Annotated in this window: 18 protein-coding genes and 1 pseudogene; 12 read left to right on the top strand and 7 right to left on the bottom strand. The window is 68.7% G+C overall.

The genetic code is table 11. The annotated features are described in order from the left end of the window. The first annotated feature begins 65 nt into the window (after positions 1–65). The 3 genes from ACIHAD_RS25190 (at position 66) to ACIHAD_RS25180 (ending at position 3,236) form a co-directional block, all read left to right on the top strand. Entirely contained in the window at positions 66–626 is a 561-nt protein-coding gene (locus tag ACIHAD_RS25190) for a TetR family transcriptional regulator (protein ID WP_397357060.1), read from the top strand. Between the two features lie 142 nt (positions 627–768). Then, positions 769–2,127 (top strand): glycoside hydrolase family 6 protein, encoded by a 1,359-nt coding sequence (locus tag ACIHAD_RS25185; RefSeq protein ID WP_397357059.1) that lies wholly within the window; start codon positions 769–771, stop codon positions 2,125–2,127. A 113-nt stretch (positions 2,128–2,240) separates the two neighbouring features. Further along, entirely contained in the window at positions 2,241–3,236 is a 996-nt protein-coding gene (locus ACIHAD_RS25180) for an LLM class flavin-dependent oxidoreductase (RefSeq protein WP_397357057.1), read from the top strand. Here the strand turns inward: ACIHAD_RS25180 and ACIHAD_RS25175 are convergent. Further along, positions 3,233–3,691, bottom strand: a complete 459-nt coding sequence (locus tag ACIHAD_RS25175; protein ID WP_397357056.1) for a hypothetical protein — start codon at positions 3,689–3,691, stop codon at positions 3,233–3,235. The genes ACIHAD_RS25180 and ACIHAD_RS25175 overlap by 4 nt on opposite strands. Continuing rightward, positions 3,675–4,478 carry a PAS domain S-box protein gene (locus tag ACIHAD_RS25170; protein WP_397357055.1) on the bottom strand — a complete coding sequence of 268 codons (804 nt, stop codon included), beginning with the start codon at positions 4,476–4,478 and terminating at the stop codon, positions 3,675–3,677. The genes ACIHAD_RS25175 and ACIHAD_RS25170 overlap by 17 nt, the downstream gene beginning before the upstream one ends. A gap of 243 nt (positions 4,479–4,721) precedes the next feature. Between ACIHAD_RS25170 and ACIHAD_RS25165 the strand changes: the two genes are divergently transcribed. Further along, positions 4,722–5,159, top strand: coding sequence for a GNAT family N-acetyltransferase (locus tag ACIHAD_RS25165; RefSeq protein ID WP_397357054.1), 438 nt, complete (start codon positions 4,722–4,724; stop codon positions 5,157–5,159). 102 nt (positions 5,160–5,261) lie between these two features. Here the strand turns inward: ACIHAD_RS25165 and ACIHAD_RS25160 are convergent, their stop codons facing one another. Next, entirely contained in the window at positions 5,262–5,840 is a 579-nt protein-coding gene (locus ACIHAD_RS25160) for a shikimate kinase (protein ID WP_397357053.1), read from the bottom strand. 74 nt (positions 5,841–5,914) lie between these two features. On the opposite strand from ACIHAD_RS25160, the gene ACIHAD_RS25155 reads away from it, so the two are divergent. Both ACIHAD_RS25155 and ACIHAD_RS25150 read left to right on the top strand, forming a co-directional pair. Further along, complete coding sequence (locus tag ACIHAD_RS25155; RefSeq protein WP_397357052.1) at positions 5,915–6,940, top strand: ATP-binding cassette domain-containing protein; 1,026 nt, start codon at positions 5,915–5,917, stop codon at positions 6,938–6,940. Next, positions 6,937–7,773 carry an ABC transporter permease gene (locus tag ACIHAD_RS25150; protein WP_397357051.1) on the top strand — a complete coding sequence of 279 codons (837 nt, stop codon included), beginning with the start codon at positions 6,937–6,939 and terminating at the stop codon, positions 7,771–7,773. Before ACIHAD_RS25155 ends, ACIHAD_RS25150 begins: the two co-directional genes overlap by 4 nt. 1,680 nt (positions 7,774–9,453) lie before the next feature. On the opposite strand, the pseudogene ACIHAD_RS25145 reads toward ACIHAD_RS25150, so the two are convergent. Together ACIHAD_RS25145 and ACIHAD_RS25140 are read right to left on the bottom strand one after the other, a co-directional pair. After that, positions 9,454–10,638 (bottom strand): annotated as a pseudogene (locus tag ACIHAD_RS25145) (ATP-binding protein); the annotation flags it as partial. A 456-nt stretch (positions 10,639–11,094) separates the two neighbouring features. Further along, positions 11,095–11,463 (bottom strand): DUF427 domain-containing protein, encoded by a 369-nt coding sequence (locus ACIHAD_RS25140; protein ID WP_397357049.1) that lies wholly within the window; start codon positions 11,461–11,463, stop codon positions 11,095–11,097. A gap of 272 nt (positions 11,464–11,735) precedes the next feature. On the opposite strand from ACIHAD_RS25140, the gene ACIHAD_RS25135 reads away from it, so the two are divergent. Further along, positions 11,736–12,131 carry an OsmC family protein gene (locus tag ACIHAD_RS25135; protein ID WP_397357048.1) on the top strand — a complete coding sequence of 132 codons (396 nt, stop codon included), beginning with the start codon at positions 11,736–11,738 and terminating at the stop codon, positions 12,129–12,131. Positions 12,132–12,494: 363 nt separating this feature from the next. Further along, positions 12,495–12,638: a hypothetical protein gene (locus ACIHAD_RS25130; protein ID WP_397357047.1), complete on the top strand. Its 144-nt coding sequence runs from the start codon at positions 12,495–12,497 to the stop codon at positions 12,636–12,638. A 338-nt stretch (positions 12,639–12,976) separates the two neighbouring features. Here ACIHAD_RS25130 and ACIHAD_RS25125 read toward each other — a convergent pair whose 3' ends face one another. After that, positions 12,977–13,363, bottom strand: a complete 387-nt coding sequence (locus ACIHAD_RS25125) for a hypothetical protein (protein ID WP_397357046.1) — start codon at positions 13,361–13,363, stop codon at positions 12,977–12,979. A gap of 125 nt (positions 13,364–13,488) precedes the next feature. Here ACIHAD_RS25125 and ACIHAD_RS25120 point away from each other — a divergent pair, with 125 nt between their 5' ends. From ACIHAD_RS25120 to ACIHAD_RS25105, 4 genes are all read left to right on the top strand, one after another. After that, a complete protein-coding gene (locus ACIHAD_RS25120) occupies positions 13,489–14,121 on the top strand; it encodes an SMI1/KNR4 family protein (protein WP_397357045.1) in 633 nt (210 codons plus the stop codon). Positions 14,122–14,743: 622 nt separating this feature from the next. Further along, positions 14,744–16,630 (top strand): hypothetical protein, encoded by a 1,887-nt coding sequence (locus tag ACIHAD_RS25115; RefSeq protein ID WP_397357044.1) that lies wholly within the window; start codon positions 14,744–14,746, stop codon positions 16,628–16,630. A 107-nt stretch (positions 16,631–16,737) separates the two neighbouring features. Further along, positions 16,738–17,220 (top strand): hypothetical protein, encoded by a 483-nt coding sequence (locus ACIHAD_RS25110; RefSeq protein ID WP_397357043.1) that lies wholly within the window; start codon positions 16,738–16,740, stop codon positions 17,218–17,220. A gap of 5 nt (positions 17,221–17,225) precedes the next feature. After that, the gene (locus ACIHAD_RS25105) at positions 17,226–17,519 is read left to right on the top strand and encodes a hypothetical protein (RefSeq protein ID WP_397357042.1); all 294 of its coding nucleotides are present in this window, start codon (positions 17,226–17,228) and stop codon (positions 17,517–17,519) included. Positions 17,520–17,825: 306 nt separating this feature from the next. Here the strand turns inward: ACIHAD_RS25105 and ACIHAD_RS25100 are convergent, their stop codons facing one another. Then, positions 17,826–18,491: a hypothetical protein gene (locus ACIHAD_RS25100; protein ID WP_357983139.1), complete on the bottom strand. Its 666-nt coding sequence runs from the start codon at positions 18,489–18,491 to the stop codon at positions 17,826–17,828. Positions 18,492–18,542: the final 51 nt, after the last annotated feature.

The following is an 18,542-nucleotide window of genomic DNA, read 5'->3' as shown; positions in this document are numbered from 1 at the left end:
AGTTGAGTATACGCATGTTTACTAGCCGCGCGGCAAGTGACTTATTCCTGAGTAGAGTGCGGGACATGGACGCCCCGACGACGGACGCCCGGCCCCGCGGACGCGAGGCCACCCGGCAGCGCATTCTCGACGCGGCCCGCGTGCTGTTCGGCGAGCACGGATACGAGCAGGTCACCGTGCGCATGATCGCCGCGGCCGCGGACGCCAACATCGCCCTGGTCGGCCGCTATTTCGGCTCCAAGGCCGGGCTTTTCGGCGCGGTGCTCGAAGGCGAGCCCACGTTCGTCGCCCTGCTGGCCGGCGACCACGCGAGCCTGCCGCGGCGGCTGGCCGAATACGCGGCCGAGCGCATGCACCACGACCCCGAGAGCCCGGTCCTGCGCACCCTCGAACGCTCGGCCGCCCACCCGGAGATCCAGGACGTCGTGCGCGAGCGCCTGCGCACGTCCATCCTCGATCCGCTGGCCGCGCAGCTCGACGGCCCCGACGTGCAGGCGCGGGCCAGGATGGCGACGGCCGTCTTCCTGGGCATCGGCGCGATGCGCCGGCGTCTGGGCCCGGAGCAGCCCACGGCGGCCGACGTCGAGCGGTTGACCGCGGTGTTCGAGGCGTGCCTGGCGGAGTGAAACTTTCATCGCTCTGACCCGCTGTGGCCTGGGGAAAGCCGGTTCACAGCGGTCGGATGTCTTTCTGCGGGACGTACGGCTACCTACGATCCAGACAGCCGTGGGAGCGCTCCCACTCCCACACTACGGACGGAGTAACCTCATGTCTCGCAGAAAGCCCGCGCTCGCGGCGCTGCTCGCCGCCACCGCCATGGCCGCGGCGGGAGCGGTCGTCCTCGCCTCGTCCACCGCCCAGGCCGCCGACTCCGCTTTCTACGTGGATCCCCTGACGAACGCCGCCAAATGGGTCGCCGCCAACCCGGGCGACAGCCGTACGGCGGTGATCAGGGACCGGATCGCCGCCGTGCCTCAGGGCCGGTGGTTCGCCAGCTACAATCCCTCGACGGTCCGGGGCGAGGTCGACTCCTACGTCGGGGCCGCCGCGGCGGCGGGCAGGATCCCGATCGTCGTCGTGTACGACATGCCCAACCGCGACTGCGGCGGCGCGAGCGCGGGCGGCGCGCCCGACCACGCGTCCTACCGGGCCTGGATCGACCAGATCGCGGCCGGTCTGGGCGGCCGGGCCGCGACCGTCGTCCTCGAACCCGACGCGCTGGCCATCATGACGAACTGCATGAACGCCTCGCAGCAGGCCGAGGTGAAGGCGTCCATGGCGTACGCGGGCAAGAAGTTCAAGGCGACGTCGTCGCAGGTCAAGGTGTACTTCGACATCGGTCACGACGCCTGGCTGCCGGCCTCGGAGGCCGCGTCCAGGCTCAACGGCGCCGACGTCGGGGGCAGCGCGGACGGCATTGCGCTCAACACCTCCAACTACCGCTCGACGCCGGGGCTGGTGTCGTACGCCAAGAGCGTCATCGCGGCGACCGGCGTCTCCAGGTTGAAGGCGGTCATCGACACCAGCCGCAACGGCAACGGCCCGGCCGGCAGCGAGTGGTGCGACCCGGCCGGCCGGGCCACGGGCATCTGGAGCACGTCGAACACCGGTGACGCGGCGATCGACGCCTACCTGTGGGTCAAGCCGCCGGGCGAGGCGGACGGGTGCATCGCGGGGGCCGGGCAGTTCGTGCCGCAGCGGGCGTACGACCTGGCCATGGCCGCGCCCTCGCCGACCGTCACCCCCACCGTCACCCCCACCGTCACCCCCACCGTCACCCCGACCGTCACCCCGACGGTGACCCCCACCGTCACGCCCACCACCGGCCCGGCCGGCTGCTCGGCCGCCTACAGGGTGACCAGCCAGTGGCAGGGCGGCTTCCAGGGCGAGGTCACCGTGAAGAACACCGGCTCGTCGCCGACCGCGGGCTGGAAGGTCCAGTGGACGTTCCCCGGCGGTCAGACGATCAGCCAGCTCTGGAACGGCAACCTGTCCGGCAACGCCACCGTGACGAACCTGAGCTGGAACGGCGCCCTGACCGGCGGCGCGACGACCACGTTCGGCTTCCTCGCCAACGGCAACGCAGCGACCAGCACCCCGCCCGCGCTCACCTGCACCGCGTCCTGACGCCCGCCGGCGCCCCTCGCGCACCGGTGCGAGGGGCGCCCGGGAAATAAGCGGAGAGCCGTTACGGTTACACTGCCCGATGGCCACCGTCCAGGCGAAAGGGCTCGTTCCCCATGACTGTTCCACTCTCCATCCTTGATCTGGCGCACATCGGCGACGGGGAGACGGCGAGCGAGAGCCTGGCCGCCAGCGTGGGCCTGGCCCAGCGGGCCGAAGAACTGGGATATCACCGCATCTGGTACGCCGAGCACCACAACATGCCGAGCATCGCCTCCTCGGCCACCAGCGTGCTCATCGCCCACGTGGCCGCCCACACCAGGACGATCCGCCTCGGAGCGGGCGGCATCATGCTGCCCAACCACTCCCCGCTGACCATCGCCGAGCAGTTCGGCACCCTGGAGACCCTCCACCCCGGCCGCATCGACCTCGGCCTCGGCCGCGCCCCCGGCAGCGACCAGCCGACCATGCGCGCCCTGCGGCGCACCCCCGGCGCCGCCGACACCTTCCCCCAGGACGTCCTCGAACTGCAGGGATACCTGACCGGCGAGTCGCGCATCCCCGGTGTGGACGCCACGCCCGGCAAGGGCACGAACGTGCCGCTGTACATCCTCGGCTCGTCGCTGTTCGGCGCCCAGCTCGCCGCCGCGCTCGGGCTGCCGTACGCGTTCGCCTCGCACTTCGCGCCCGACGCGCTGGAGGAGGCCGTGGCGCTCTACCGGCGCGAGTTCAAGCCGTCCGAGCAGCTCGCCGAGCCGTACGTCATCGCCGGGGTGAACGTGATCGCCGCCGACACCGGCGAGGAGGCGCAGGAGCAGCTGCTGACGGCCAAGCGGTACCGGGTGAGCCGGTTCCTCGGGCGCGGGCGCGCGTTCACGCCGGAGGAGGCCGACACGGTGCTCGATTCGCCGGCCGGGCAGCAGATCCTGCGGATGATGCAGTACTCCGCCGTCGGCACGCCGGTCGAGGTGGAGGACTATCTGACCCGCTTCGCCGCGCACGCCCGGGCCGACGAGCTGATCGTCGTCTCCTCGGCGCCCGACAGGAAGGCGTGGCTGCGCTCCATAGAGCTGCTGGCCGCCGCCCACGGCCTCGCCCGCGACGCCTCCTAGTCGGCCGAGCGCTGCGGCCTCAGCAGGTGGGGCCCGGTCAGGTCGGACGGCGGCGCGGGCGACAGGCCCGCGTCCACGAGCTGGGAGCGCAACGCGAGGACCGTGCGTTCCAGGGCCCGGATCTGGGCCTGCAACCGGCGGATCTGGTCGCGCATCGCGACCGAGCTGCTCTGCTCGTCGACCAGCTCCGCGCCGAGCTGGCTGGCCTGGCCCTGCATCCTGGTCATCTGCTTCTCCATCTGCGCCAGCGCGTCCTCGTAGATCGTCTTGGCGCGGATGAAAGCCTCGGCGTCGACCTTCGAGCGCTCGGCCTCGGCCTGGTGCTCGACCTGGAGCAACGCGCTCTGCTGGGACTTCTTGCTGGCGTCCGTCGCGGACCGGAAGGCGAGGTAGGCCACGCCGAGCGGGACGATGCCGACGCCGAGCTGGACCAGGATGTCACTCAGACCGGACATGGCGGCCCCCCAAGGGACGGATCACCCCTGTGTAGGTGACGCCGTCGTCGCTGTGCCAGGCGTTGACCGTCAGCGCGATCGCGAACTCGCTGCCGTCGCGGTGGAGGCCGACCAGCGGGATGAGCCGGCCGGACAGCTCTGAGCGGCCGTCGGAGAGCAACCGGGCGAGCCCGTCGGTGTGCGGGTCACGGAAGCGCGGCGGCATCAGGATCGTCAGCGACCTGCCGACCGCCTCGTCGGTGTCCCAGCCGAACAGGGCCTCGGCCTGGGGGTTCCACGACTGGATCGTCCCGGCGGCGTCGGCCACGATGACGGCCGTGGACGAGCCCGCGCGGCGGCCTGGCAGGCGGTCGAGCACGACCGCCTCGGGCCAGGTGGCGATCAGCGCGATCCAGCCGCCGAAGGCCAGCCAGACCGCCCCGCCGACCCAGCCGCGCGGGTTGTCGCCGGTGAAGGTCGAGATCAGATAGATCAGCCCGTACGTGAGGAGCACCGCGGTCGCCGCGGCGAAGGCCACCCGGTCGGACCGCATGAACGCCTGCGTCAGGCAGAGCATGCCGAGCGCGCACCAGACCACCGCCCAGGCGGGCAGCGGCGCGATGACGGCCAGCGTGGCGTAGCCCGGGGTGCCGCGCTGGTTGCCCGGCACGAACGCCAGCGAAGCCGCGATGGCCAGGCTCAGCAGGCCGACGAACGTCAGGGAGGCGCCCCGCCTCCCGACGCGACGGAGGACACGGGTGAGGGTACGGCGAAGCGGGGGCGTACCGACAGCGGGTCCATCACTCACAGTCGCCAGATTAATGCAGCTCGTTATTTTCCGATGAGACTATGGCGCGCGGAAACGCCGGGGAAACGACGCCGACGGTCGCATTCTTCTTCCTGGACCTGCCCGAGGAGAGGTGTGCATGGGTGGAGCCGGATTCGCGCAGCCGTCACGGCGGACGACGTCGGGCCTTTTGGGAGCCGTGCCCCTGGCCGTCGGCGGCGGGCCGACGCCTGCATCAGCTCCGTGATCGGTAGGGTCGGGCGCATGGGTGTCGAGGTGGACGTCGTGCGTGAGGTGGACCAGGAGCTCGTGGACGCCTTCGGGGTGCTGCTGCCGCAGCTCTCCGCGTCCGCCGAGCCGCTGGACCGGGCTGCGCTCGAACGCGTCGTGCGCAGTGAGGCGATCACCGTGCTGACCGCCCGCCTGGACGGGCGGATCGTCGGCACGTTGACGCTGGTCCTGTTCCCCGTGGCGACCGGCATGCGCGCCCGCATCGAGGACGTGGTGGTCGACGCCTCGGCGCGGGGGCGCGGGGTCGCCGCCGAGCTCACCCGGCACGCCCTGCACCTGGCCGGACAGGCCCGGGCCCGTACGGTCGACCTCACCTCCCGGCCCGATCGCGAGGCCGCCAACCGCCTGTACGAACGCCTCGGCTTCCAGGCCAGAACCTCGACGGTCTACCGCTTCGGCTCCGAACGGTAGCCCGTCCGCCCTGACGAAGGGGAAGCGCGGCAACCACGACCGCCGCCTCGCCGACCGCGCGGCCGAACTGTTCACCGGACCGTCGATCGTCGAGGAGCGCTGTCAGGCCGGGCCGCACATGGTCAGGAGGCGGGTGCGGGTTCGGGCGGGGAGTTCGCCGTCGGTGTGGAGGACGATCGTCGCCAAGGCGCGGTTGCCCGGGTCGCGCACCCACTCCGCGAGGAAGTCGTGGCCGTCGGCGCTGATCCAGTCGGTCTGCTTCGTGGCGAGGCTGCGCCGCCGCAGGACCTGGACGGATCGTTCCTGGTCAGGACAGGGCAGCACCAGCACCACGTGCGCGACGGAGGCGAGGGCGCTCCGGACCCGCCGGAACAGCTCCGGCCGCGTGTAGTGGCTGTGGCCGGCCCCCAGCGCGACGATCGCGTCCGGATGGTCGACCACCACGCGTTCCACGGCATGGGCGCGCGCCGGCTCCCATTCCCGTTCGGCCGCGACCCGGCCCACCTGCCGGATGCGGGAGCGCAGCCGGTCCATGTCCCATCCCACCTCGGCGTAGTAGTCGCCGCCGATCGCGTCGATGTCGACGAAGCCGCGTCCCGTCGCCGAGGCCATCGCCTCGCCGAGGGTGCTTTTGCCCGCTGCGGCGGGACCGATGAGGACCATCCACGGCGCTTCACGCATTCGTACATTCTCCTGGGCAACCGGTGAAACCGCGTCGAGGGCACCGTGAAACCGGCGTCACCGACAGTGGGTCCATGAGCATCGCAGAACTCGGGCACACCGGGGTCGGCCCACCCCGCAGCGGGACCACCGAGCTCGCCGTACGCGCCGAAGGGCTGGTGAAGACGTTCGGCGCACACCGCGCCGTGGACGGCATCGACCTGGACGTACGCACAGGCGAGATCTTCGGCGTCCTCGGCCCCAACGGCGCGGGGAAGACCACCACCCTCCGCATGCTGGCCACCCTCCTGAAGATCGACGCCGGCCGCGCCGAGATCTTCGGGGTGGACGTGGCCGCCAACCCGCACGTGATCCGCCAGCTCGTCGGCGTCACCGGACAGTACGCCTCGGTCGACGAGAACCTGACCGCCCGCGAGAACCTCTGGCTGTTCAGCCGCCTCCAGGGCATCGCCAAGCCGCGCGCCCGGAGCATCGCCACCGAGCTGCTGGGCCAGTTCGGCCTGGAGGACGCGGCCGACAAGCCGATCGCGCAGTTCTCCGGCGGCATGCGCAGGCGCCTCGACCTGGCGGTCAGCCTGATCACCAGGCCACCGCTGATCTTCCTGGACGAGCCCACCACCGGCCTCGACCCGCGTACCCGCGGCCAGATGTGGGACGCCATCCGCGACCTGGTCGCCGACGGCTGCACGGTGCTGCTGACCACCCAGTACCTGGACGAGGCCGACCAGCTCGCCGACCGCATCGCCGTCATCGACCACGGACGCAAGGTCGCCGAGGGCACGCCCGACGAGCTGAAGAGCGCGGTCGGCAACTCGACCCTCCAACTGCTGCTCGCCGACCCGGACGAAGTGCCCGCCGCCGTCGAGGTCGTGCGGCGCGTGCTCGGCTCCGACCCGGTGCTCAGCCCGGAGCAGGGCCGCCTCAACGTCGCACTCGACCAGGCGGACCTGGCCGCCGAGGTGCTGATCGCGCTGCGTACCGCCGGGGTGTCGATCTCCTCGGTGAGCGTGGCCAAGCCCAGCCTGGACGAGGTGTTCCTCGTACTGACCGGCCACGAGACGGACGGCGACGCCGGAACGGCCGCGGAGGAGAACCGATGAGCACCATGATCACCCCCACTCGCCAGACGGTGCGGGCAGCCGACCGCGTGGAGGCCGCCCGGCGGCGCGTGACCATGGGGGAGACCATCGGCCAGACCCTGTCGATGGCCTGGCGGGCGCTGAAGAAGATGCGCCGCAACCCGGAGCAGTTCTTCGACGTGGCACTGCAGCCGATCCTGTTCACCGCGATGTTCGCCTTCATCTTCGGCGGCGCCATCGCCGGCGACGTGCAGAGCTACCTCCCGCTGATGATCCCCGGCATCCTCGCCCAGACGGTGCTGACGACATGCATGGCCACGGGCACGCAGCTCCGCGAGGACATGGAGAAGGGCGTCTTCGACCGGTTCAAGTCGTTGCCGATCGCCCGCATCGCGCCGCTCGCCGGCCCGATGGTGGCCGACCTGCTGCGTTACACGATCGCGGCCACGCTGACCTTCGGCATGGGCCTGGTGATGGGCTACCGGCCGGGCGGTGGCGCGGTGGGCGTGCTGGCCGCGATCCTGCTGGCCATCTTCACGGGCTGGTCGCTGGCGTGGATCTTCACCTGGGTCGGCACGATCGCCCGGAGCGCCCAGGCCGTGCAGGGCATCTCGATGATGATCCTGTTCCCGCTGACGTTCCTGTCGAACGCGTTCGTCCCCGTGGAGACCCTGCCCGGCTGGCTGGCCGCGTTCGTCCGGGTCAATCCGGTCTCACACCTGGTCACGGCCGCCCGGGACCTCGCCAACAGCGCCCTCGTCAGCGGCGAGGTGGCCTGGACGCTCGTGGCCTGCGCGGCGGTCATCGCGATCTTCGCGCCCCTGTCGGTGCGCAGCTACAAGCGGCACATGTGAGCGCGGCCGGTCAGGGCCGAAGAGCTGCTCGACGTGCCGCCGCGCCTCGTCGAGCAGGTCCGGTCCGCGCCGGTCGCCGTACTCCGCGCGGACGGCGGCGAGCATGCCGGGCGCGGCCCGTTCGGCGTACGGCTCGATCCGCTCGAAGCTCATGCTCGGCATCGTGCCGTTGTACGTGAACCGTTCGGCCAGCACCAGCAGCCTGATCGCGTCGCGCGGCGCCATGACCTCCCGCAGCAGCCCCCAGGTCCCGAGCGCGAACAACATCGCGCCGCACACCGGGAAGTCGAGGACCGGGTTCTCCACGACCAGCAGGTCGTAGCGCTGCGCGGTGGCATACAGCTCCTCGCCGAACCGGACGTCCGCAGGTCCGGCGTGGTGCGCGTACGCCGTCAGCGTGATCGCCTCCGCGATGATCGACCAGGGCGTGGCCGCCTCGCGCGGCACCCCCGGCGGACGCAGGTCGCGCGCTCGCTCGACCGCCCTGCGGTACTCCGCCAGCGCCGCGGCCGCCTGCCCGCGGGCCAGAGCGATCTCGGCCGCGCACAGCAGGTCGATCGCCGCCCCGCCGAGCACCGCGTCACCGTCGTTGATCCGGGTGATGCCGGCGAGCTCGGCCTCGGCGGCGTCGAGATCGCCGTCGGCCAGCGCCGAGACCAGCAGGACCGAGCGGAGCTGGGCCTCGTCGTCGGCGGCGCCGAGCCGGTGCAGGATCGGGATGGCGGTCCGCGCGTGTCCGACCGCCCGGCCGCGGTCGCCGAGCTGCATGACCAGATGGGCCAGCACGGTGTGCGTGATCGCGGAGATCCACGGCCCCTCGTCGTCGCGGAGCAACGACAGGGTCTGCTCGGCGGCCTCGATCGCCTCGTCCACCGCTCCCACGTTCTCCAGGATGTGGATGCTCGCCTGCGCCGCCGCCAGCGCCACGTCGCGGTTGGTGCTCCGGCGCAGCGCCATCAGCTTGCGGAAGGCGTCGTCCCGGTCCCACGAGAGCGCCACCGTGCTCATCGCCCTCAGGCGGGGATCGGTCTCGTCGGTCTCCGGCAGCTCGCAGAGGAGCAGGCGCAGGGGATCGTGGGCGCGGTCGGACACGGCGATGGCGTTCATCAGCGCGATCAGCAGGGCGGCTCTGGTCACCTCGACGAGGTGGGGCGGCGGGGCCCAGCCCTTGACGGCCTGGCCGATCGCCTCCCGGTGGACGAAGATCCGGGTGTGGTCGCCGCGGACCGACCACAGCGCGCCCACACCGGCCAGCAACTGGACCGTCGTGACCGGATCGGGCTCGGCGAGCGCCTGCCGGAGCAGGTCGGCGAGGTTGCCCTCCTCCGCGCGCAGCGCGTCGGCCGCCGCGTACTGCTGCGGGCTGAACAGCTTGTGGGCGTGTTCGAGGGCGTACGCCGTCGCCCACTCCCGTTGCGCCGTCCGTGCCGCGGCCTCCTCGCCGGCCTCCTTCAGCCGCATCCGGCCGAACTCCCTGACGGTCTCCAGCATGCGGTAGCGCAGGCCGTACGCCGTCTCGCGGACGCTGATGATCGACTGCTCGGTGAGCGCGTCCACGACGTGCAGGGCGTCCTGGCCGAGGACGTGCTCGGCCGCGGCCAGTGTGAACCCGTCGCCGAACAGCGACAACCAGCGCCACGCCTGCCGTTGGGGCTCGTCCAGCAGGTTCCACGACCAGTCGATCACCGCGAGCAGCGTCTGGTGGCGGTCGGGGGCCGTACGGTTGCCGCCGCGCAGCAGGGCGAACCGGTCGGCCAGCCGCCGCGCGATCTCCTCCACCGACATCACCCGCACCTTGGCCGCGGCCAGCTCGATCGCGAGCGGCAGCCCGTCGAGGCGGGCGACGACCTCCCCGACCGCCCGCCCGTCGAGCCGCACCCCCGGACGGGCGGCCGTGGCGCGCTGGCGGAACAGCTCCGCGGCGTCGTCCGCGAGCAGCTCGCCGAGCAGGTAGACGCGTTCGGCGGGGATCGACAGGGGAGCGCGCGAGGTGGTGAGCACCCGCAGGTCGCGGGCCGTCACGGTGAGGAACGCCACCAGGTCGGCGACGGCCTCGATCACGTGCTCGCAGTTGTCCAGGATCAGCAACGCCGGAGCCTGGTCGAGATGCTGGGCGATCCGGGCCCGTACGTCGGCGCGCTGCTCGGCGCTCAGGGTACGACGCCCGCCGACCGAGTCGCGGACCCCGAGCGCCGACCCCACCTCGCCCACCACGCCCTCCGGCGAGGAGACGCCGACCAGCTCGATGAAGTGGACGACGGGCTGCGCGGCGTTCCTGCCGACGACATGAGCCAGCCTCGTCTTGCCCAGGCCGCCGGGGCCGATGACGGAGACCACCCGGCTGGTCGGCAACAGGGAGTGGATCGCACGGATGTCGCCTTCGCGGCCGAGCAGGGAGGAACCGTCGAACTGCACGCCCACGCGTACCGGCCGGTCGGCGGCGAGGAGTTCGGCGTACACGCGGGCCAGGCCGGGGCCCGGTTCGGTGCCGAGACGGGCGATCAGGGCCGAGCGGTGGCGTTCGTAGCGCTCCAGCGCGGCGGCGGCGCCGCGTACCGCGGCCTCGCTGCGCAGCAGGCAGGTGAGCAGCTCCTCGTCCTGCGGCCGTTCGGCCGCGACCTGCTCCAGCAGCGGCAGCGCGCTCTCGTGCGCGCCGCTGCGGCTGCCCGCGATCGCGGCCACCCGCCGGGCCTCGGCCCCCTGCCGCGCCGCGACGGCGCGCAGGTCGGCGAGCGCGCCCGTGGCGCCGTCGGGGCCGGCCACGACGAGGTCCATGGCCTCCTCGGCACGGCGGCGCGCCAGCGCGGTGTCGCCCTCGCCCAGCGCCGCCCGCGCCTGCTCCACCAGCGTCCCGAGCAGCAGCACGTCGACCTGTGCGGCGGGGAGCCCGAGCCGGTAGCCGCGCGGGACGCGCACGACGACGTCGGGGCAGGTCACCGCCCTGGTACGGGAGACGACCACCTGCAGCGCCTTGGTCGGGTTGGCCGGCGCCCCGTCGGGCCACAGCTCCTCGGCCAGCCGCTCGTCGCCCACCCCCGCACGGCCTTGCAGGGCCAGCACGGCCAGCAGGGTGTGCGCGCGGTCGCTCACCACGTGCGCGCCGCGCCAGCGGACGCCGTCCAGGAGGACCAGTGCGGGAGACACATCCTCAGCTTACGGACGATTCACCAGCCTGCGCCGCCTCCGGCGCGCGGCCCGCCGCGACGTCTCGACGGGTTGTGCTCAGACGGCCTTCACCTCTTGACTGGTTCCTCGACTCCCAGACCCGCCTGCGCAAAGCCCTCGACAACGTCGGTGGCCTGCCCGATCCGCAGGCGACGCTTACGCACCCTGCCCGTTCACCTCAAGGGTGACGCCTGGCTTCTCCGCCCAGAAGGCGAGCCGGCCCGCGATCTGCTCGACCCGCGCAAACGGCTCCGGGTAGGACCAGACCACGTCTTCGGCCAGACCGTCACCAGTGTCCACCGACCAGTAGACGGCATCACCCTTGAACGGGCAGTGCGACGTCGTCGTCGACGACCGGAGCAGATCCATCTTCACATCGTCCGGCGGCAGGTAGTACCGCGGTGGGCAGCCTGTCTCGGTGAGTACGAGCGGCCGGGAGGAGATCGCGACGACCGAGTCCTTGACCCGTACCACGACATGGTCCGACGCAGGCGTGATCTCGATGTCATGTCCTCGTGTCTTCATATGACAATCCCATCAAACATCTCCGGTGATGGCCAATGTCACCGGCCACGCGCGATTCGTCCCGACATTGTCCGCGTCGCTCCGCTGTGCGGATGCCACGCGTATTACACGAGCGGACTCCGAGCCGAACGGACGCGTCCTCCACCAGAGACGGCCCAGCGGCATGAGCGGCTGTCCCCGTGGGGCAGTGCCGTGTTGCCGGTTGGCGGCTGCGACGTGTAGGACGGCTCTTGTCGTCACGTCCGTACGCCCGAGGTGCCGGGAGCTGAATCATGGATGATCGTTTCAACGTGATCGTGAGCGCAGGATCGCTGAAGGTGACGGACGAGCACGCGGTCCATTTCCCTCATCGGTGGACGCCCGAGGGCGTGAGCGTCAGGGCGGACTTCACCGGAGGACATCTCCTGCACCTCGCAGCGGCGGGATGCGTCCTCAACGACCTCTACCGGGAGGCCGCCGCACTGGGAATCGAACTCCTGGGAGTGCGCGTTTCCGCGGCCGGCGGCTTCGACACCGAGAGCTGGCGGTCGACCGGGATCACCTACACCGTCGACGTCAGCTCCACTGCTCCAGCCGAGAGCATCGCCCACCTGATCGACGTCGTGGACTCCGTCGCCGAGATCCCCCGCGCCATCCGACAGGGTACGACCGTGCAGAGGATCACCTGACCGACCATCCAGGAACACAACCAACGAGGACTTCCGCACCGCTACGGCGGCATGAACACGCGGTCGGCGGCACGAGAGCGCGTTCGGAACTCGAAACGGCCCGGCCGCAGGGTAACCCTCAACGGGTCGCCACGCCTCACTGCTTCCCGGAGGTCGTCCATGCGTCAGAGATCATGGTCCGGACAACGGCGTCGAGCTGCCGCGAATCGGGTAGTCGCAGGCTGACGACCTTCTGAAGCACTCCCGCGCTCAAGCCCGCCGTGATCGGCGGCTTCACCCTGGACGAGGGTCGAGGAACGGCCTCCCGGCTTGTGACAACCACCGGGACGAGCTGTCACAGATCGCGACGCCGTCCGGTCCTGCTTGGCGAACCGGACGCCGCACGGCGATCTGGAGGTGTCGCTGGTGCCGTTCGGCGCGGAGGCGGTGGAGACGTTCCTGCGCCTGGAACAGCCCGCACCGCCCGGCGCACCGGCCCGGCAGGTGAGCGGGCGCTCGACCGGCTGAACGAGCGTCTGACCGCCGAATCAGACGGTTAGCTCGGCGGCGTTGCTGTACAACGCTGCTGTACGCCCACGAAAGAGGCCCTCCGGGATAATCCCGAAGGGCCTTTGACCTGCTGTGCGGCCGGAGGTACTCGAAACCCCAACCTTCTGATCCGTAGCCAGTTCGAGATCGTCCATGGGCGTCCACCGCCGTCAGAAGCGCCTGCTCAACGACCTCTTCAGCTTGATCTGGTTCCACGGGCGTACACCGACGTCCAGGGACGTTGTTAGCAACATTGTTAGCAAGATCGGCCAGACCTCGGTTGTCCCAAGACGGCTGCTGGTCCTGCCGCTCGGCGGTCAATCGGTCCGCTGCACCGCGGGTACGAACCCGCCCCGGGCCTTCCGGCCATCGGCCAGTGCCGCCCAGTCGTCCACCGCACTGTGCGAGTCGACGACCAGCACGACCGCACCGCCGGAACGATCGACGGCTTCCAGCCATGCGAAGCGCTCTTCGGCCTCCTCGGGACGGGCGATGCCTTCGACGAAGATCCCGGAACCACCGGGGCCATCGACCACTGAGGCGGTCAGGCCGGCAAGGAACTGCCAGCCCTCACAGGGCAACGGCCTGCCTGCATCGAGCCGGAAGCCGGGAAGCCGCTCGATCTGTTCGGTCGAGACGAGAACCAGTACCGGTACGGCGCCGGCGAGGTAACCGGCGTCCTCGCGAGGAATGTAGAGCGGCATTCGGTGAGTATCGCACCACCCTGCCTGTGGCCGGATGCTGGGGCACGCCGTCCAAAGCCGCTCTTAGTCACCCGCTCTTCGACGCCGTTAGCCTGTGCGCGTTGACGTCTCAACCGGGAGAATCCATGCGATCAGACATCAGCCTGGATGAGATGGCTGCCGAACTCTCCCGGCTTGCTGATCCCTCAACGGCTGTGCCTCTGCCGGAATCCGAGGTTGTGGCTCTTGAGGGAGTGATCGGCGCGCCGCTGCCTGACGAGTTCCGGTCGTTCCTGCTGCGATTCGGCCGGGGAGTCCATCCAGGCCCCTTGCTCGACCTGCATTGGATCACGGAAGAGACCCAACGGGAGCGTGAGGACTTCCAGGAGGAACCCGAGGTCGCCGCCTACCCTTGGGAGCCCTTCCCGATGACCCGGGATGATGTGCGGCAACTGCGGCGCCTCGCTGCCGAGGAAGCAGACCCCACCCTGTGGATGGACAAACCCTCATCCGGGACCATGTTCCTGTGCAGCCACGGGTGCTCGTGGATCAGCATGCTCGCCATGAACGGCGAGTACGCCGGCACGGTCTGGCTCACCGAGATGGGATGGGGGAAGGACATGTACTGGTGGCCGTCGGCTCCCTGGAGGGATGTTGAGCCGTCGGGCCGTCTGCATGGGGGCTGGAGCGAACCGGTGCCGTTCCTGGACTGGTACACACGCTGGACGCGGCAGATCGTCAGCCGTCATCGGCGCTCGCGGCAGCCTGACTTTCCTTGATCGTAGAGGCGTTCATTCTTCCTTCGCAGGCGAACTCCCGCGCCTTGATCCACACCCACCATCTGATCCGTAGGGAAGGGCATGCGGCTCATCCGTGGCCTCCTACCCTGCTGAAACGGCGGGTATGCTTTGATGACATGTGATCGCGTGAGGCGGTGTTGCTGTACGCGCTGCTGTACAGCACTTCTCTAGGAACCGCAGGCACATCGGCCGTGGCCCCCGATGGACGGTCATTGAAGAGAGACCTCTAGACGAGACGATCGTGGGCGATTCAGCCCCGACATGCCTCCAAGCATGAATCCCGCTTCTATAGACGTGAACCCAGATGGCGTCCTCTGCGTACGTCTGGGTGTCTGCGCGTCTCACCGCCGGGAATGACCATGCCGTTAGGTTATGCGCCCCTTACCGAGAAGATCAGGCCGTGGAACCATGGGGTTGTTCTCCCCTGCGCCGGAGACCCGTCATGACAACCCCACCTCACCCGGTCCCTCAACCTTCTCCTGCGCGCCCGCCAGCGGATCCTCCCGTCCGCGCGGACACCACACCGGCACCGCCGTCGCTGACTCCGCCGGCGGTCGCGCAGCCACCCGACTGGGGATATTCGGGGATTGACCCGAAACTGATGCGCGACTTCGAGCGCGACCTCGGCCAAGCTGAATTCACCATCGCCCGGAGCGAGCCCCACATCCGCCGGACCTTGCAGGACCTGAACCTCGACACCTCCCGCCTGAACGTCATACGCGAACTCGGCAACTGGATCAACGCCAAGCGCTCGGAACTACGCCGCCGCAACGACACCATTCAGGCGGTGACCACCACCTGGGGCGCTGAGGCATCCGGCGCCATGCAACCCTTCGACGAGGCCCTCTACACCCGCGCCTCAGGAAACGCGGACGCTTATGCCGCCGCAAGCGCACTGACTGGACTCGACCGCAACACCACGGTGGACGAGAAGACCGTTGCCGAGTTGGAGAAGCGCGCAGGAGACGCGGACTTCGCCACTTCGCTCATGTACGCGCTCGGAACCGAGCGATTCCGCCACCTCACGGCGGCACTCACCTACACCAAGGACTCCCGGAAGCAGCGCATGCAGGCCGCCCTCGGCAAGGCTCTGGGTGCGGCAAGCACACGGTTGAGCACGTCCTGGCGGAAGGAACTTCTCACCAATCTGCGCGTACCCGTCGACCAGCATGCGCTCGCGGAACTGCTGCCCTACGGCCGCTTCGACCGCGACTTCCTGGTCGGCGCGGCCAAAGCGCTGGAGGCCCTGGACCGCAAGACGTGGAAGGAGTCGGGAAGCATCCCGCACGACCCGATGATCGGTGTGATGAAAGCCCTGGCCAACCATCCGAAGGCCGCCCAGGACTTCTTCATCGGTGACCCCAGCGTGATGGAACGCTACGTCACTCAACGCCGCATGGATGACGAGGGGGCAGCGTTCGGCAAGGCGTTGGAGGCGGCGACCATGACTTATCGCGACCGCGACGGCAGTCCCGAGGCGCCGTCGCCTGGCTTCGCCTCAGCGGAAATCGCTTACGATTTCATCCATTGGGAGGCCCGACGCATCCTGGCCGGCACTGATGGCCCCTCATCCGCCACCAGCGGTACCACGGCACGCATCCTCGCTGCCTATATAAACGACATAAATCGGGTCGCCAGGCTCCCTCACACCAGCAATTCAAAAGTGTTCGTCGCCACACGCGTACATCAGTCGACATTGGACCAGGTATGGGGCGCACAGTTTAACAAAGAAGACCTTCGCAAGGTCATGCAGGACATCTTCAAGAACGATCCCAAAGCACTAGCAGCCGTGGCATCGGCTCAAACCGCTTGGTCTCGAAAGCTAATTGACTTCGGCGCCGCACAGGCAGCATCCGGGAAAGGAGCCGAAACGCTTTTGACGAACGTACGAGAAGCCGGAGCAGGCTTCGGCTTGATTACTGATGCCACCGGACTCGCCAAGATTCAGCAAGGCAAAGAGTTGGACGAGGCCCAAGAGCGGAACATGAAGATATTCATGGCGATCGTCAACACCGGGCTCGCCATCCCTCAGACAGCAGCCGCAGCCATAACCGCTGGTACGGTCGGTGCCTGGACAGGCATGATCGAAGATTCCGCCAAGACCGAGAAGAACGCGGACGCAGCTACGTACGACGCCAATACGGCAAACGGCAAGGCCAAGTTCCTGCTCGATCAGCTGGCCGCCGACGCTATGTTGCGACACGGACTCTTCGGAAGCGCCGACCCGGCTGCCCCCTCACATCCGTGGGGATCACTCGAAGGGCTGAAGCCTGGCGAAGATCCTCGCCAGTCGCCGAAAAACTTCCTCAAGGACGACGGGGAGTCGCTGATGACCCTGAAGGAGATGGCGCGCTACGAAGACGTTACCCAGCCGCGGCTTGACGCCTACAACCGATGGCTTTATGAAGGTCTCGCGGGAAAGCAGTGGAAACCCGTGTCCGAGTCGGCGGATGATGGCTTAGACGACGGGAAGTCGGAGTTCAAATAATGAGGATCCAGCGATTCTTTCCGGCGGCTATATTTAGCGTGCTACTCCTACTGGCCGCATGCCAACAAGACCAGAGCGCTCCAGTTGACAGGACGCCTCTTCCGTCCGTGGCAGCGCCGCCGTACATCTGCGACCATATTCCACTTCAGGCGGTGCGTCTGATGACAGGAATTCAAGACCCTATCGTCAGCGGCAAATTCGATATGACGGTGGGCAAGCGGCTGGATGGGAAGAACTACGGCACAGGAGGGTGCTACGTCTACGAACCGACAGAGAACAAGCCAAAGGTGCTGCAGGTTTCCCTCTCTCCGGCAGGGTCAAAGGAGGAAGTTGAGGCCGAGGTCAATCAAGGGGCCCGGCGCCTACCGGAGATCGTCCCCGGCGCGGTCGGCTATTACGGACAGGACAGCACCGCTGACGATCCCCACGCGGCCGCCATCCTGGTACACGGCCTGGACCAGGTGATCGTGGAACTCGTGCATGGGGTCAAGGGACGGGATAACGCCGCCGATGTACTGGCTCTGATGAAGCTGGTCGCACCGAAACTCATCCTGGACGCCACTCCCACCCTCCAGAAGCCCGGGGGCTGAACGCGATGGTCAGCAATCCACTGCACGAGGCGCTCCAACAGGCCATACGCACGATCGGCCCCCTGATCGAGCAGATCGAAGCCGATATCGATCGTCCCTGCCGCATGTTCCACTCTGGCAAGGTGTGGACTGGATCCAGCGCCAAGCAGTTCGACGCCCAACTCACCCAGTTCAGCATCCGAGCGCGAACTGCAGGGCAAGCGATCGTAGACGAGTTGCGGCAGGCGTTGGCCGGCACGCCAAGCGAGGTGACCGAGGATGAAGCCATCGGAGTTAGACAGAAGTACGGACTCTCCTGAGTCTTGCAAGTCCTCGATTCACCGCACCACCGCGCTGGCTGTTGCCATCCGAGAGGCTGTCCATGTGCGAAACGAGTGGAGTCAGGCCCGTTGCGCATCCGATCCGCTGCTGGTTCGCCTCAAGCTACGACCTCAGGCGTGGTCAGCCGGTAGCAGACCTGACGGAGGAGGGCCTTGCCGGCGATTGCCCCAGCCCCTACGTCGGGCACCGATGTCCGCGATTGTCACGGCCTCGGCCACCGTTCCGCCTTGTGATCCGTAGCCAGCTAGAGATTTCCATCCCTGGAAGAAACCCCTGCTCAGCTGCTATGAAGGTGCCCCGTCGATGGCCACGAGTATTGCGGCGGCGATCATTTCGAGCGTCTCGACGGCCTCCATGGCCTGTGTGGCGTTGATGGGACGCTTCTCGTCGTTGTTGTCGTGATCGCGATCTGACTCGTGAGCGATCTTGTTTCGCCGCCAGACGATTGAGCCGAGCAACTTGCGAACCTGATTGACGCTCAGCTTCTCGGCACCTGCCTCGCGCTCATCGTTGACGATTCGGGTGACCGTAGCCCAGAGGGAGACGTCGCTGACGATGGCGAAGCCGTCCTTGATGTCGTCAGGGCCCTGGTAGGTCTTCCGCCCGATGACCGTGCGCAGATGGCGGCGGAGGGCGACGTCCAGGGGGAGATCCGAGTGGTGCACCTTCTCGAACAGCTCCATGGGGATGCTGAATTCGAGGAACTTGCGTGGCTTGGTGATGCCGGGCTGTTGAGCGAGCAGGATCGTGCGATGGTAGACCTCCTGGTGCACCCAGTGGTCGAGCGCGGCCACGCCCTGAACCCAAGCAGCCCTGTGCAGGTCATCGACATCGCAGGATGTGACTCCCATGGCCGCCAAGTGACTGCCCGCGTGGATGAGCTGCTTGGCATAGGCCAGGTTGCGCTCAAAATCAACAAAGGCCTGAGTCTTCTGCGGGTATTGGGGCACGCGGCTTCCTTCGGGGGTGGCTGCTCCAGCTGGGCAGTTATGCCCATGGCG

The sequence above is a fragment of the Nonomuraea sp. NPDC052265 genome, from assembly GCF_044547985.1.
Classification (GTDB): Bacteria; Actinomycetota; Actinomycetes; order Streptosporangiales; family Streptosporangiaceae; genus Nonomuraea.
This window is presented reverse-complemented; position numbering and strand designations above follow the sequence as displayed.

Bases quoted from the DNA above. Each gene is read 5' to 3' on its own strand.
- ACIHAD_RS25125 (WP_397357046.1), bottom strand. From the start codon at position 13,363: ATGCCGCTCTACATTCCTCGCGAGGACGCCGGTTACCTCGCCGGCGCC.
- ACIHAD_RS25155 (WP_397357052.1), top strand. From the start codon at position 5,915: ATGAGCATCGCAGAACTCGGGCACACCGGGGTCGGCCCACCCCGCAGC.
- ACIHAD_RS25185 (WP_397357059.1), top strand. From the start codon at position 769: ATGTCTCGCAGAAAGCCCGCGCTCGCGGCGCTGCTCGCCGCCACCGCC.
- ACIHAD_RS25160 (WP_397357053.1), bottom strand. From the start codon at position 5,840: ATGCGTGAAGCGCCGTGGATGGTCCTCATCGGTCCCGCCGCAGCGGGC.
- ACIHAD_RS25175 (WP_397357056.1), bottom strand. From the start codon at position 3,691: ATGTCCGGTCTGAGTGACATCCTGGTCCAGCTCGGCGTCGGCATCGTC.
- ACIHAD_RS25165 (WP_397357054.1), top strand. From the start codon at position 4,722: ATGGGTGTCGAGGTGGACGTCGTGCGTGAGGTGGACCAGGAGCTCGTG.
- ACIHAD_RS25105 (WP_397357042.1), top strand. From the start codon at position 17,226: ATGGTCAGCAATCCACTGCACGAGGCGCTCCAACAGGCCATACGCACG.
- ACIHAD_RS25135 (WP_397357048.1), top strand. From the start codon at position 11,736: ATGGATGATCGTTTCAACGTGATCGTGAGCGCAGGATCGCTGAAGGTG.
- ACIHAD_RS25190 (WP_397357060.1), top strand. From the start codon at position 66: ATGGACGCCCCGACGACGGACGCCCGGCCCCGCGGACGCGAGGCCACC.
- ACIHAD_RS25150 (WP_397357051.1), top strand. From the start codon at position 6,937: ATGAGCACCATGATCACCCCCACTCGCCAGACGGTGCGGGCAGCCGAC.
- ACIHAD_RS25180 (WP_397357057.1), top strand. From the start codon at position 2,241: ATGACTGTTCCACTCTCCATCCTTGATCTGGCGCACATCGGCGACGGG.
- ACIHAD_RS25120 (WP_397357045.1), top strand. From the start codon at position 13,489: ATGCGATCAGACATCAGCCTGGATGAGATGGCTGCCGAACTCTCCCGG.
- ACIHAD_RS25140 (WP_397357049.1), bottom strand. From the start codon at position 11,463: ATGAAGACACGAGGACATGACATCGAGATCACGCCTGCGTCGGACCAT.
- ACIHAD_RS25115 (WP_397357044.1), top strand. From the start codon at position 14,744: ATGCGCGACTTCGAGCGCGACCTCGGCCAAGCTGAATTCACCATCGCC.